Raw genomic sequence first — 13,868 nt, 5'->3', positions numbered from 1 at the left:
ATAAATCTCCTGGGTCAGGCCGCGAGCATTTCGCGGCTGGAAAGCGCTTCCAACGCAACAGCGTCGGCGGCAAGGCGGTCGGCGGCAGGCTGGTGCGCCGCAGAAAGGGGCAGTAACGGCAGGCGCAGGCCGTGCCCGATCCCGGCGCGCTGCAGCAGCGCCTTGACCGGGATGGGATTGGATTCGATCCCGCAGAAACTGTGGTACTCGCTCAGGCGTGCGTCCCACGTGGTGGCCGCCTCGCGCTGACCATCGCGGGCCAGATCGCACAGCCGCCGGTACGCCGACGGCAACGCGTTGGACGCCACCGAAATCAGCCCGTCGGCACCGGACAGCATCGCCTGCGCGGCGCTGCCATCGTCACCGCTGAGCACGACGAAGGACTCGCTGCGCAGCGCCACCAGCGCGGCGACGCGCTCCGGCTCGCTGCGCGCTTCCTTGATACCGACGATATTCGGATGGCCGACCAGTGCGGCAACCGTCTCCGGCAACAGATCGCATCCGGTGCGGCCGGGCACGTTGTACAGCACCACCGGCAGCCCGCCGTTGTCGGCAACCGCCTGGAAATGTGCCTGCAGCCCGGCCTGGGTCGGACGCACGTACGGCGGCGTCACCACCAGCGCGTACTGCGCACCCAGCGCCGCAGCGCGGCGCGTCTGCGCGATGGTCTTGGCGGTGCCCGACAGGCCGGTACCGGCCAGCACCGGCACACGGCCGGCCACCTGCGCAACCGCGGCACGCAACAAGGTGTCGTACTCCTCGTCGCTCAATGCCGCGGCCTCGCCGGTGGAACCGGCGACGACGATTCCCTGCACGCCGCCGTGCAGTTGCTGTTCCAGCAACCGCCGCCAGGCATCCAGGTCGAGTGCGCCGTCCGGACCGAAAGGGGTCGCCAGCGCGGTGATGATGCCGGAAAGGGACAAGATTCTGCTGCTCTTACGTGACAGGAAAGGCCCGCGCGCACGCGGGTTGTGGCCGCCTGCATGTTACTTGCGGCGCGAAACCACGGGCAAGTATGCTGGTCACCGCCAGGGCGCCTGCCCGGGCGGCCATTCAGCCTGATGCAATGCCGGAAGCCCCTTTGACCGACTCGACTCCCCGGCCTTCGCCGACCGAAAACCACCTCCTGATCAACGCCTATACGACGCATCCGGAGTCCCCCCTGTTGCCCGTCACCCGCCGCATCGCCGACAGCGGCTGCAATCTCGTGGACGCCCGCCTGGCCACGGTGGGGCGCGATGTCTCGGTCACCGCCCTGGCCACCGGCTCCTGGGATTCGGTCGCCAAGCTCGAAGCGATGCTGACCCGGCTCGAGCGCGAGGAAGGCCTGAAGCTGGTGTGGTACCGCACCGGCCCCAAGCAGACCCAGTCCAACCTGCTGCCCTACATCGTCGAAGTCATCGCCGCCGACAAGCCTGGCATCCTGTTCCAGCTGGCCGATTTCTTCGACCGCCAGGGCATCACCATCGAGAATCTGCAGAGCACGCGCTACCGCGCCATGCAGACCGGCGCGGAGATGTTCTCGGCGCAGGTGACCATCGGCGTGCCGGCCAACATGCACATCGCCGCGTTGCGCGATGATTTCCTGGAATTCTGTGATCACCTCAATCTCGACGCGATCATGGACCCGATGAAGTTCTGAGGCAGACGTTCCGATGGCCATTGCCCTTTCCGCCCTGAAACAGATGTTCGAGCACATCCGCTCCGAGACCGACTGGAATCTCGACGGGCCGTTGCGCTGGGAATATTTCTTCGCCGACCCGGCGCAGCAACCGCTGCAACACCTCGCCGAGCAACTGACCCGTGACGGCTATCGGGTCATCGACATCTTCCTGGGCGAACGCGACGAAGACGATGGCGACGACGAAGAGTCGTACTTCCTGCACGTGGACAAGCTGGAACAGCACACCATCGAGTCGCTGAATCAGCGCAATGCGCAGTTCGATGCGCTTGCCAAACGTTTCCATGTGGCTGCTTATGATGGGATGGACGTCGGCCCGGCTTGACCGCGCCGTACGCCCCTCCACTTAGGGCTGAGCAACGATGACCGACGCTGTATTCGAACTACCCGCTGCAAGCTTCGATCTGCCACTGTCGCTGTCCGGCGGCACCCAGACCACGCTGCGCGGCTACGCCGGCAAATGGGTGGTGCTGTACTTCTACCCGAAGGACAGCACGCCCGGCTGCACCACCGAAGGCCTGGATTTCAACGCGCTGCTGCCGCAGTTCACCCAGGCCGGCGTGGTCGTGCTGGGCGTTTCGCGCGACTCGGTGAAGTCGCACGACAATTTCTGCGCCAAGCAGGGATTTACCTTCCCGCTGGTCAGCGATGGCGACGAGGCCCTGTGCCGCGCCTTCGACGTGATCAAGGAAAAGAACATGTACGGCAAGCAGGTGCTCGGCATCGAGCGCAGCACCTTCCTGCTGTCGCCCGAAGGGGTGGTGGTGCAGGCCTGGCGCAAGGTCAAGGTCGCCGGCCACGCCGACGCCGTGCTGGCCGCGTTGCAGGCGCACGCCAGACAGTGACGCCCCCTGGTTTCCCGTGTCCTCCATCACCCTGCCCTGCAGGCGTGATGGCTCGCCCCTGCTCCATCACTTGGAAGACCCAATGACCCGAGGCAAGCGCATCTACGTGCTGGACACCAACGTGCTGATGCACGATCCCACCGCGCTGTTCAAATTCGAGGAACACGACGTGTTCCTGCCGATGCAGGTGATCGAGGAACTCGACAACGCCAAGAAGGGCACGTCCGAAGTCAGCCGCAATGCGCGCCAGGTCAGCCGCTTCCTGGACGAACTGCTGGAGAACACGAATGCCGAGCAGATCCAGGCCGGCATCCTGCTCAGCCATCCGCAGGGTATCCAGCTCAAGGGCCAGGCGGCGATCGGCCGGCTGTATTTCCAGATCCACCCGATCGACCCGGGCCGCACCTTCGGCGCGATGATCCCGGACAACAAGATCCTGGCCTCGGTGCTGGCGCTGTGCGAAGAGCATCCGGATGTGCCAGTCATCCTGGTGTCCAAGGACATCAACCTGCGCATCAAGGCCTACATCAGCGGCCTGAACGCGGAGGACTACCAGAACGATCGCGCGCTGGACGATTTCAGCCTGCTGTTCACCGGCGCCATCGAGCTGCCGGACAACTTCTGGGAAAAGCACAATCAGGACCTGCGCAGCTGGAACGAGCGTGGCCGCACCCATTACGAGATCGTGCTGGCCGAGGACGAAGACTGGTATCCGAACCAGTACCTGTACCTGCCGGGCGAGGACGAAGTGGAGCTGCGCGTGGCCAAGGTCGGCGGCGGCAAGGCCACGCTGTGCCTGGTCGACGATTTCCGCAGCGGCCAACATGCGGTCTGGGGCATCGTGGCGCGCAACCGCGAGCAGAACTTCGCGCTCAATGCCTTGATGGACCCGGAAATCGACTTCGTCACCCTGCTCGGCACCGCCGGTACCGGCAAGACCCTGCTCGCCCTGGCCGCCGGCCTGGCACAGACGATGGATCAGCAGCGCTACCGCGAAATCATCATGACCCGCGCCACCGTCAGCGTCGGCGAAGACATCGGCTTCCTGCCCGGCACCGAGGAAGAAAAGATGACGCCTTGGATGGGCGCACTGACCGACAACCTGGAAGTGCTCACCCACAACCAGGACGGCGGCGCCTGGGGGCGTGCGGCCACCAACGACCTGCTCGCCAGCCGCATCAAGATCCGCTCGATGAACTTCATGCGCGGGCGCACCTTCCTGTCGCGCTACCTGATCCTGGACGAGGCGCAGAACCTCACCCCCAAGCAGATGAAGACACTGATCACCCGTGCCGGCCCCGGCACCAAGATCGTGTGTCTGGGCAATGTCGAACAGATCGACACGCCCTACCTCACCGAAACCACCTCCGGCCTGACCTATGCGGTGGATCGCTTCAAGGCCTGGCCGCACAGCGCGCATATCACGCTGCGGCGCGGCGAGCGTTCGCGCCTGGCCGACTTCGCCTCGGAGGTGCTGTGATGCACAGGCTGCGCGGCGCGGCGGCACTCGCCGTGATGGCACTGGCCGGCTGCGCGACCACGCCGCCGCCAGCGAGCGTGCCGACCAACCTCAAGAACGGGCAGTCCTGGGTCATCAACCGCCAGGGCATCGCCGAGCAGGTGCTGGACACCTGCTCGCGCGACAGCCCGGCGCGGCATCCGGGCCAGATCACCGGCTACTGGACACCAAGCCAGCAGCAAATCGATCAGCTCGAATCCCGGCAGGATGCCTTGACGCCGACCATCCCCGAGCCGCGCGATTTCGATCGCCAGTACGTGGGCGTGGTGGTCCAGGGCCAGCAGCTGATCTACATCAACGCCTTCAAACTCCCGAACGATCCGCCGGTGAAACCGGCCAAGGAAGCGATCCGGGTGTGCGATGGCGGTAGCGCCTTCTGGGGTGCGCTGTACGATCCGCAAACCGGCGCGTTCTCGCAGATCGCCGTCAACGGTACGCCCTGACCCGCGATGGGCCTGCTGCTGCCGCGCTGGGTCTGGATCGGCGCGGTGGCGTTATCGGGCGTGGCCGGCATGGTCAACGTGGTCGGCTACCTGGGCTCCGAGCATCAGGTGGTGAGCCACCTCACCGGCACCACCAGCCTGCTCGGCGTGGCCCTGGTGCAGAACAGCGCACCGGAGATCGGCTTTCTCTGGGGCATCCTGATCGCCTTCTGCGCAGGCGCCATGCTCAGCGGCCTGATCATCCAGGACGATGTCTTGCGGCTGGGACAGCGCTACGGTGCGGCGCTGCTGCTCGAAGCGCTGCTGTTGCTGGCCGCAATCCCGCTGTTCAAGCTGCACCATGTCGGCGGCGCACTGGTCGCCGCAGGCGCCTGCGGCCTGCAGAACGCCATGGCCACCACCCTCAGCGGCGCCGCAGTCCGCACCACCCATCTGAGCGGCATGTTCACCGACCTGGGCATCGGCCTGGGACATCTGCTGCGCGGGCGCCCGCTGCAGGTGCGCCGACTCACGCTGAGCGGGCTGATCATCGGCGGCTTTCTCGGCGGCAGCATGCTCGGCACCTGGCTGTTCCAGCGCTGGCACTACGACGCGCTCTACCTGCCGGCGGGCCTGACCGGAGTGACCGGTGCCGGCTACGTTGCCTACCTGCAATGGCGTCGCTGGTGCACGCGCTGATCCGCACATCCGCCAGGCAGCAGTGCAGAATCCCCCCATGACCACGTCCAGCACGCTGTCCGCCCTGACCATCGCCGGCTCCGATTCCGGTGGTGGTGCCGGCATCCAGGCCGACCTCAAGACCTTTGCCGCGCACCGCGTGCACGGCTTGTCGGCGATCGCCGCATTGACCGCGCAGAACACCCGCGCCGTCACTGCCGTGCATATCCCCCCGGTCGCGTTTCTGCGGGCGCAGATCGATGCCTGCTTTGCGGACTTCGAAATTCAGGCAGTCAAGCTCGGCATGCTCGCCAACGCCGAGGTCATCCATTGCGTGGCCGATCTGCTCGAAACCCATCGCCCACCGTTCGTGGTGCTCGACCCGGTGATGGTGTCCACCAGTGGCGCCCGCCTGCTCGAAGACGCCGCGCTGGAAGCCCTGCGCGCGCGTCTACTGCCGCTGGCCACGCTGATCACACCGAATACGCCCGAAGCCGAACTGCTGACCGGCCGCCGCATCGACGATGCCGACGCCGCCGAGCATGCCACCGCCGCCCTGCTCGAACTCGGCGCCAACGCGGTACTGCTCAAGGGCGGTCACCTGCACGAGGGCGCGCGGGTGATCGACCGTTTCGATGACGGCGTCACCCAGGACGTGTTCATGCATCCGCGCCTGCAGGTCGATGCGCATGGCACCGGTTGCAGCCTGTCGGCGGCCATTGCCGCGCAGCTGTGCCAGGGCCTGTCCCTGCTCAACGCCTGCGAAGCGGCCATCGACTATATCGCGCGCGCCATCCGCCTCGGCCACAGCCCCGGTCACAGCGAGGTGCTGGTGCTGGACCATTTCGGTGCCGCGCCCAGCCCATGAGCGTGCAGGCCAGCACGCTCGCCGTGACAGCAGCGGATGGACATGCCTGGCAGGTGCTGCGCCACGCACCGCTGCGGCCGATCGCCAGCCTGCTGTGGCTGCCGGCACTGGGCGTTGCCGCCCGGCACTACCAGCCGTTCGCGCACGCCTTGGCGAGCGCCGGCATTGCGGTGTATCTGCACGAGTGGCGCGGCAACGGCAGCAGCACCCTGCGCCCCTCGCGCGAGCACGACTGGGGCTATCGCACGCTGCTTGCCGACGATATCCCCGCCAGCCGCGCGCTGCTCGACCTGCATGACCCGCAACTGCCGTGCGTGCTGGGCGGTCATAGCCTGGGCGGCCAACTGGCTTGCTGCCATGCCGCGCTGCAGCCGGCACGGATTGCGCAGCTGTGGCTGGTCGCCAGCGGCTCGCCGTACTGGCGCAATTTTCCGGTGCCGATGCGCTACGGCCTGCCGCTGATCTTCCGGCTGCTGCCATGGCTGGCACGCACGCAAGGCGTGCTGCACGGGCGAAGGCTCGGTTTTGGCGGCACCGAGGCGCGCAGCCTGATCGCCGATTGGGCGCAGGTCGGTCGCAGCAATCGCTATCGTGCGGCAGGCACGTCGTGGGATCTCGAGCAGGCACTGGGCCTACTCGATCTGCCGATCAGCGCAGTGACCTTCGCACGCGACCGCTTCGGCCCGCCCGGCGCCTTGCAGGCCTTGCTGCAGAAAATGCCGCAGGCACGTGCCGAACGTGTTGCCTTGGACGATGCGCAACTGGGCGCGCGCAGCGATCACTTCGCATGGATGAAGACGCCCGCCGCCGTGGCCGCCGCGCTGCGCCGGCGTCTTGGCGATGAGGGTAGCGACAATCGAATGTCACAAAGGGATTGACGAGGACTCCGGGCATCCGCATAATTCCGCTCCTGACGACGCGCCCGTAGCTCAGTTGGATAGAGTACCTGGCTACGAACCAGGCGGTCGGGAGTTCGAATCTCTCCGGGCGCACCATCTTCAGAACAATAAGAGACAGCCTTCAACCGCTGTCTTTTTAGTTACAAGGATTCGATCGCACTGCGACGGATCTGCAAGTTGGAAATGCAAGTCAAAACAAGATAATGCGCCCGTAGCTCAGTTGGATAGAGTACCTGGCTACGAACCAGGCGGTCGGGAGTTCGAATCTCTCCGGGCGCACCAATCTTGAAGAAAACGACCAGCTTGCTGGTCTTTTTTTTGCCTGTCGTTCGAGCGCATGGCGTGGCTGCGCTGTTACCACGCAGCAAACGCGACGCAGCAACTGCCAAAGACCAGCACACCCGCCGCAGGACATCGCGTCACTGCGGTCAGGCCATTGCGCCCAGCACATCATCGGTACGGGCAACCACCGCCACCGGCAGCAGCGAGGTCACCGGATGCCCGGCGTCGCGCCATGCATCCAGCCCACCCAGCAACGGCCGCACGTCGCCATATCCGCGCTCGCGCATCCGGCCGGCCAACCACGCCGCCGACACCTCGTCCGGACACGCGCAATAAATCACCACGCTGCGATCGCGCGGCACGCTGGCCAGGATCTGCGCGAGCTGACGCTCGTCGGCAAACACCGCGCCGGGAATCGTGTACGGCTGCAGATCGCGGTGGCCCGGCGCACGGATGTCCAGCACCGTCGGCCGTAGCGCTTCGTCGCCTTCGAGCAGCGGCACCAGCTCGTCCACCGCGATACGCGCGTGCTCCAGCGAGCGCAGCAAGGCATGCCGCCGCCACCAACGCCAGCCGACATAGCAGGCCAGCAACACGGCCAGCACCACCACCGCACCGGAGCCCAGCTCGGACAGCAACGCGAGCACGTCCTGGACCTGATGCGCGAACAGCGCGCCCAGGCTCAGCCCGACGAACGCCCACAGCGACGCACCCAGGGCGTCGTAGCGCAGGAATGCCGCCGGGCGCACCCGCATCGCACCGGCCATCGGCACCGAGACCATCGACAGACCGGGCACGAACTTTGCCACCGCCAATACCCGCACACCCCAGCGCGAGAAGAACCGCTCGGTCTTCTTCATGCAGGTATCGCGCGACAGCGACAGCCGGCACAGCGACTGCAGGGTGCGATTGCCGAAACGGCGGCCGGCCAGATACCAGGCCAGGTCACCGAGCAGACTCGCCAGCACCGACACTGCCAACGCCAGCAATCCGGCCAGCCAGGCATCGCTGCCGCCCTGCAGCGCGTAGCCGGCACCGACCAGCACCAGGGTCGGCAGGGCCGGCACCGGCAGGCCCAGCGACAACGCCAGCACGTTGGCAAAGACCAGCGCCAATCCGTACTGTTCGATCAAGCCTTGCATGCGGCGACCCTGCGCGACGGCGAGGGCCCATTATCCGCCCTTCCTCACACGTGCGGCTGCCCGGCGGCGGCGGAACGATACGTTTCGGCAAGCGACTGCAACCAGCCATCGAACACTCCATCGCGGCGCAGTGCGCGCCGCCACCAGCCCAATGCCTCGCCCTCCTCGCCCGGCCGCCACGCCAGGTAGAAGGTTTCGTCGGATTTACGGGTCTCCACCTGCAGCGCGCACAGCCGGCCGTCCTGCAGCGCGCCGCGCGCATACGGCTCGGGCAGAAAACCGTAGCCGGCACCGGCCAGCTGCAACTGCAGCTTGGCCTGCATGTCCGGCACGGTGAGCACATCGCGCGCGGAGAGCAGGCCCACCGTGCGTGGCAGCAGACGCCGCGCCGAATCCGCCACCGCGATCGCACGGTGTTCGGCCAGCTCGGCCGCGCCCAGCAGGCCGGCGCCCGCCAGCGGATGCGTGGAGGCCACCGCGAACACGAAGCCCAGCGTGCCGATCGTCTCGGCGACATAGCCGCCACCGCTCGGCCCCTCGCCCGCCGCCACGATCAGGTCCACGCGCCGATCCAGCAGCGCCTCCCAGCTGCCGGACAGGGATTCGCTCACCACGCGCAGGCGGGTGCTGTCGGCCACCGTGTAGAAGTCCAGGATCTGCGCCTGCAGCAAGGCCACCGGCAGGATCGCATCCAGCCCGATCGCAAAGTCCGACTCCCAGCCCGACGCCACCCGCCGCACCCGCACCTCCAGCTCCTGCGCGGCCCGCAGCAGCTGCCGCCCTTCGCGCAGCAGTTCGCGCCCGGCCTGGGTCGGTGTCGCCTTCGGCCCGACCCGCTCGAACAGCTGCACGCCCAGATCGTCCTCCAGCTTGGAGACCGTGTAGGAAATCGTCGACGGCACCTTGAACAACACCTTGGCCGCGGCCGCGAACGAGCCGCGGCGGTCGATCGCATCCAGGATCTGCAGTGCTTCCAGGCTGATCTTCATTGTTCGATTTTTTCGATGGTAGCGACCAAATCTACTCGCTTTTTGGCGCCGGCGCGGAGGTAGAGACTAGCCACCAAGCCGCCGGGACACCGACTCATTCCCTGGCGACACCAACCCTTTCAAGGAGAAGCAGCATGTTGAATGTCCGCAAGAGCGAAACCCGTGGCCGCGCCGAACATGGCTGGCTGTCCTCGCGCCATACCTTCTCCTTCGCCAGTTACCACGACCCGCGCCACATGGGCATCGGCCCGCTGCGGGTGATCAACGAAGACAAGGTGACTCCGGGCGAAGGCTTCGGCACCCATGCCCACCGCGACATGGAGATCATTTCCTACGTGCTGGGTGGCGCACTGGAGCACAAGGACAGCATGGGCACCGGCTCGGTCCTGCACTACGGCGATGTGCAGCGCATGAGCGCCGGCAGCGGCGTCACCCACAGCGAGTTCAATCACTCCGCCAGCGAACCGGTGCACTTCCTGCAGATCTGGGTGATGCCCGAGCGCAGCGGCATCGAGCCCAGCTACGAGGAGAAGCATTTCGATGCCGACAGCAAGCGCAACCAGCTGCGCCTGATCGCCTCGCCCGGCGGTGAGCACGGCTCGTTGCGCCTGCACCAGGACGCGCGCCTGTATGCCTCGATCCTCGATGGCGAGGTGCGTCTGCAGCAGCCACTGGCCGAGGGCCGCATCGGCTACGTCCAGGTGGCGCGCGGCAGCCTGAGCGTCAATGGCCAGGCGCTGTCGGCCGGCGATGCGTTGCAGATCACCGACGAGCCGGAGATCGTGCTGGCCGATGCACGCGATGCGGAAGTGCTGGTGTTCGATCTGCCGAGGTAAGCGCCACCAGCTCAGCGCACGGCGTGCCGCAGACCAGGCGGCACGCCGCGCACTGGGGATCGGCCGATATCAAAAAGCCCGCTTCCGGCGGGCTTTTTTGTGCTCAGGCACCTCTGCTTGCAGGGCAGCTGCGACGACGCCGCGCATCGACAATCCCGCGCAGCACTCTGCGCGGGATCATGCCGCCTGCGGCTTGGCAGGCCTGACAAGCGACTTGCTCGCGGGTTCGCTGCGCACGGCAGCCGCCTCCGCCGCGCCATCGCTGTCGCCATTGACCAGCGCAAACAGCGCATCGGCATCGGCTTCCAGCACACGCGCCGAGCGCGCCAGATCGTCGACCATCTGCGCCTGGTCGCGCGCCTGCACACCGATCGATTGCAGCGCGGTGTTGGCGGTGGAAATGTCCCGCGCCTGCTCCTGACTGGCAGCGGCAATCTGCTCCACGGTCGCGGTGACCCGCAGCACCGAGCTGACCATGTCCTGCATCACCGCCCCGGCCTGCTCGGCCAGGCGCGAACCATCGCCCACCTGGTCGGCTGCATTGTCGATCAAGCCGCGAATTTCCTTCGCCGAGACACTGCAGCGCTGCGCCAGGCTGCGCACCTCGGTCGCCACCACGGCAAATCCACGCCCCTGCTCGCCAGCGTGTGCCGCTTCCACGGCCGCATTCAAGGCCAGGATATTGGTCTGGAACGCGATGCCGTCGATCACCTCGATGATCTGGCCGATACGATCGGTAGCCGAGCGTATGCCGGCCGTGGTCTTGACCATGTCGGCGATGACGGTAGCGCCGCGTCGGGCAACATCTGCCGATGCCTCCGCCATGCGCTGCGCCGAGCCGGCACTGTCGGAATTGCTGCGTACGGTCTCTGCCAGCTGATCAATGGTGGTCGAGGTCTGCGCCACGGCTGCCGACTGCGTTGACGAGCGGCTCACCAGGTCCTGGTTGCTGACCGAAATATGGTGCGCCTCGCGCTGCACGTTCTGCGCAATGCTCATGGTCTGCTGCATCAACTGACGCATGCGCTCGGCCGAGCGCACCTGATCGGTGACATCGGTGGCGTACTTGACCACCTTGTACGGACGACCGGACACATCCAGGATCGGGTTATAGGACGCCTGGATCCACACCGGACTGCCGTCCTTGCGCAGCCGACGGTAGCGGCCCGCATCGAATTGCCCACGCGCCAGCTTCGCCCAGAAATGCCGATAGTCTTCGGAGGCACCGTAGTTTGCGTCCACGAAGATGCGGTGATGCTGGCCGATCGCCTCCTCGGCGGAGTACCCCAAAATGGCCAGGAAGTTGTCGTTGGCACTCAACACGTGCCCTTCCAGATCGAACTCGATCACGCCCATCACCTTGTCGATGGCCTGGATGCGACCATCGGCGTCGGCCGAATCGATCACCTGACGGGTCACGTCGGTGGCGTACTTGACCACCTTGTAGGGCCGCCCGTGCTCGTCGAGCACCGGGTTGTAGGACGCCTGGATCCACACCTCGCTGCCGTCCTTGTTGAGGCGCTTGTAGCGCCCCGCGTCGAACGCGCCGCGTCCCAGCTTCTCCCAGAACGCGCGATAGGCCGCCGACTGACGCGTTTGCGCGTCCACGAACATGCCATGGTGCTTGCCGCGAATCTCATCGAGCCGGTAGCCCATCACCGCAAGGAAATTCTCGTTGGCATCGAGCACCGTGCCATCCAGCGAAAACTCGATGACCGCCATGACCTTGTCGATCGCATCGATGCGGCCTTCGAAGTCGGCGGTCTGGCGCACCTGCGCGGTGATGTCGGTGGCGTACTTGATCACCCGGTAGGCCTTGCCCGCACGATCCAGCAACGGGTTGTAGGAAGCGTTGATCCATACCTCGCGCCCGTTCTTGTCCAGCCGGCAGAATCGCCCGGCATTGAAGTCGCCACGACGCAGCGCCTGCCAGAACTGCTGATAGCTTTCGCTGTCGCGGTCGCTGGGGGTCACGAACATGCGGTGATGCTGACCGACGACTTCGTCGAGCCGGTAGCCCATCAGCGACAGGAAATTCTCGTTCGCATGCAGGATGCGGCCATCAAGATCGAACTCGATCACCGCCATCACCCGGTCCACCGCATCGGCCTTGTGCTGCAGCCCACGGCTCCGGGAAGAAAACAGGCGTCCAAGCAGAGGCGGTAGGCGCATCGGGGTGAGATCCGAGAGAGGTGTCACAGCCTTAGCGACCCGTGCCCGGCTTACTTGAATCGCCGCCTGCAACGCGTTCGTGGCAATTCAGATGCTGCGGCCGGCACAGCCACCAGCGTGGCGCCAGCGTGGCGCCAGCGATGCCACTGCAGACCGTCACTGACCTGCCGGCACAAATGAAAACGCCCGCAAATCAGGGATTTGCGGGCGTCTGAAACACTGGCGGAGCGAGAGGCCGATATTGCCCTCTCAACCAGTCTCACATGATCTCAAGATGCTTGTGTCGCATGACCTGCGACGCTCTCTTCAGATCATGCTGAATCACGCAATCGCACATAGAAACATGGGGCAAAGCATGGGGCAGCATGGCTAGGCCCACCAATCGATTGAGCGCCAGGGCGGCCCAAACCATCACAGCGCAAGGCTACCACGCTGACGGCGGCGGTCTATATCTGCTCGTGGGACCAACTGGGGCCAAGTCCTGGGTCTTCAGATTCCAACTGCGCGGCCGCCGGAGAGAGATGGGACTGGGCTCGACCACGCTGGTCAGCCTGCAGGAAGCTCGGCGCGCTGTCGTCGAGCACCGGCGCATGCTGCTGGAAGGCCGTGACCCCATCACCGCGCGCGTGCAGGCCAGGTCGGTCGGCCTGACGTTTGGCGAGTGCGCCGATGCGCTCATCGAAAGCCAGAAGGCCGGTTGGAAGAACGACGCCCAGGCGGAGCAATGGACGCAGTCGCTGCGGGACCACGGGCCGGCGCGGGATATGCCGGTGGCGGATATCGACACGGCGCACGTGATGGCCTGCCTGCGGCAGATCTGGACCACGAAGACCGAGACCGCGTCGCGCCTGCGCGCGCGCATCGAGCGCGTGCTCGACTGGGCGAAGGTGCATGGCCACCGCCAGGGCGACAACCCGGCGCGCTGGCGCGGACACCTGGACAATCTGCTGCCCAGGCCGAGCAAGGTGCGCAAGCCCCAGCACCACGCGGCGATGCCCTACGGAGATGCGCCGGCGTTCATGGCCAGGCTGCGTGAGCGCGACGCCCGTAGCCGGCGCGCGCTTCAGTTCACCATCCTCACCGCGGCGCGGACTGAAGAGGTGACCGGATCTAGCTGGGATGAGTTCGACCTGGCAGCCGGCATCTGGTCTATCCCGGCCGAGCGAATGAAGGGCGGCCGGGATCACTTTGTGCCGCTGTCGACGGACGCACTGGCCATCCTGCGCGGCCTGGATCGCAAGCTGCCGCCGTTCGCGATGTCCGAGAACACCATGCTGTACCTGGTCCAGAAGCCTGCGCCCAAGGGCTTCGGTCTACCCTTCACCGTGCATGGGTTCCGGTCGTGCTTCCGCGATTGGGCAGCCGAGACACAGGACACGCCCGGCGAGGTGGTGGAGATGGCGCTGGCGCACGCAATCCGCAACAAGGCAGAGGCCGCTTATCGGCGCGGCGCGCTGATCGATAAGAGACGGTTGCTGATGCAGGCCTGGGCCGACTACCTCCTTCCAAGGAGCGAACCGACGCAGATCTGACGG

General features: G+C 66.1%; 14 protein-coding genes and 2 tRNA genes. 12 read left to right on the top strand and 4 right to left on the bottom strand.

The features are described from left to right. Positions 1 to 14: 14 nt before the first annotated feature. Positions 15 to 923, bottom strand: a complete 909-nt coding sequence (dapA, locus tag AC06DU_RS09135) for a 4-hydroxy-tetrahydrodipicolinate synthase (protein WP_016905099.1) — start codon at positions 921 to 923, stop codon at positions 15 to 17. 92 nt (positions 924 to 1,015) lie between these two features. Between dapA and AC06DU_RS09130 the strand changes: the two genes are divergently transcribed. The 10 genes from AC06DU_RS09130 (at position 1,016) to AC06DU_RS09085 (ending at position 7,194) form a co-directional block, all read left to right on the top strand. Beyond that, complete coding sequence (locus tag AC06DU_RS09130) at positions 1,016 to 1,642, top strand: glycine cleavage system transcriptional repressor (protein WP_002813792.1); 627 nt, start codon at positions 1,016 to 1,018, stop codon at positions 1,640 to 1,642. Between the two features lie 13 nt (positions 1,643 to 1,655). Then, positions 1,656 to 2,006, top strand: a complete 351-nt coding sequence (locus AC06DU_RS09125; protein WP_039515997.1) for a ribonuclease E inhibitor RraB — start codon at positions 1,656 to 1,658, stop codon at positions 2,004 to 2,006. A gap of 37 nt (positions 2,007 to 2,043) precedes the next feature. After that, positions 2,044 to 2,526: a peroxiredoxin gene (locus AC06DU_RS09120; protein WP_478204175.1), complete on the top strand. Its 483-nt coding sequence runs from the start codon at positions 2,044 to 2,046 to the stop codon at positions 2,524 to 2,526. An 82-nt stretch (positions 2,527 to 2,608) separates the two neighbouring features. Beyond that, positions 2,609 to 4,006: a PhoH family protein gene (locus AC06DU_RS09115; RefSeq protein WP_016904785.1), complete on the top strand. Its 1,398-nt coding sequence runs from the start codon at positions 2,609 to 2,611 to the stop codon at positions 4,004 to 4,006. Next, on the top strand, positions 4,006 to 4,488 hold the full coding sequence (locus AC06DU_RS09110) for a hypothetical protein (protein WP_478204173.1): 483 nt from the start codon (positions 4,006 to 4,008) through the stop codon (positions 4,486 to 4,488). Before AC06DU_RS09115 ends, AC06DU_RS09110 begins: the two co-directional genes overlap by 1 nt. A gap of 6 nt (positions 4,489 to 4,494) precedes the next feature. After that, positions 4,495 to 5,166: a YoaK family protein gene (locus tag AC06DU_RS09105; RefSeq protein ID WP_478204172.1), complete on the top strand. Its 672-nt coding sequence runs from the start codon at positions 4,495 to 4,497 to the stop codon at positions 5,164 to 5,166. 37 nt (positions 5,167 to 5,203) lie between these two features. Continuing rightward, positions 5,204 to 6,013, top strand: coding sequence for a bifunctional hydroxymethylpyrimidine kinase/phosphomethylpyrimidine kinase (gene thiD / locus AC06DU_RS09100; protein ID WP_065032314.1), 810 nt, complete (start codon positions 5,204 to 5,206; stop codon positions 6,011 to 6,013). Further along, positions 6,010 to 6,891 carry an alpha/beta hydrolase family protein gene (locus AC06DU_RS09095; RefSeq protein WP_478204170.1) on the top strand — a complete coding sequence of 294 codons (882 nt, stop codon included), beginning with the start codon at positions 6,010 to 6,012 and terminating at the stop codon, positions 6,889 to 6,891. The genes thiD and AC06DU_RS09095 overlap by 4 nt, the downstream gene beginning before the upstream one ends. Before the next feature lie 40 nt (positions 6,892 to 6,931). Beyond that, positions 6,932 to 7,008, top strand: a tRNA-Arg gene (locus AC06DU_RS09090). A gap of 109 nt (positions 7,009 to 7,117) precedes the next feature. Further along, a tRNA-Arg gene (locus AC06DU_RS09085) sits at positions 7,118 to 7,194 on the top strand. A 146-nt stretch (positions 7,195 to 7,340) separates the two neighbouring features. Here the strand turns inward: AC06DU_RS09085 and AC06DU_RS09080 are convergent. After that, positions 7,341 to 8,336 (bottom strand): DedA family protein/thiosulfate sulfurtransferase GlpE, encoded by a 996-nt coding sequence (locus AC06DU_RS09080; RefSeq protein ID WP_478204168.1) that lies wholly within the window; start codon positions 8,334 to 8,336, stop codon positions 7,341 to 7,343. 44 nt (positions 8,337 to 8,380) lie between these two features. Next, positions 8,381 to 9,325: a LysR family transcriptional regulator gene (locus tag AC06DU_RS09075; protein ID WP_478204166.1), complete on the bottom strand. Its 945-nt coding sequence runs from the start codon at positions 9,323 to 9,325 to the stop codon at positions 8,381 to 8,383. 134 nt (positions 9,326 to 9,459) lie between these two features. On the opposite strand from AC06DU_RS09075, the gene AC06DU_RS09070 reads away from it, so the two are divergent. After that, the gene (locus AC06DU_RS09070) at positions 9,460 to 10,161 is read left to right on the top strand and encodes a pirin family protein (RefSeq protein WP_046342365.1); all 702 of its coding nucleotides are present in this window, start codon (positions 9,460 to 9,462) and stop codon (positions 10,159 to 10,161) included. Between the two features lie 177 nt (positions 10,162 to 10,338). Here AC06DU_RS09070 and AC06DU_RS09065 read toward each other — a convergent pair whose 3' ends face one another. Continuing rightward, entirely contained in the window at positions 10,339 to 12,306 is a 1,968-nt protein-coding gene (locus AC06DU_RS09065) for a methyl-accepting chemotaxis protein (protein ID WP_478204394.1), read from the bottom strand. A 392-nt stretch (positions 12,307 to 12,698) separates the two neighbouring features. Here AC06DU_RS09065 and AC06DU_RS09060 point away from each other — a divergent pair, with 392 nt between their 5' ends. Next, on the top strand, positions 12,699 to 13,865 hold the full coding sequence (locus AC06DU_RS09060; protein WP_478204165.1) for a tyrosine-type recombinase/integrase: 1,167 nt from the start codon (positions 12,699 to 12,701) through the stop codon (positions 13,863 to 13,865). Positions 13,866 to 13,868: the final 3 nt, after the last annotated feature.

This window comes from Xanthomonas sp. NCPPB 3200 (assembly GCF_056393585.1).
Note: the sequence above shows the minus strand (reverse complement) of the source record. Positions and strands in the feature narration are given on the sequence as shown.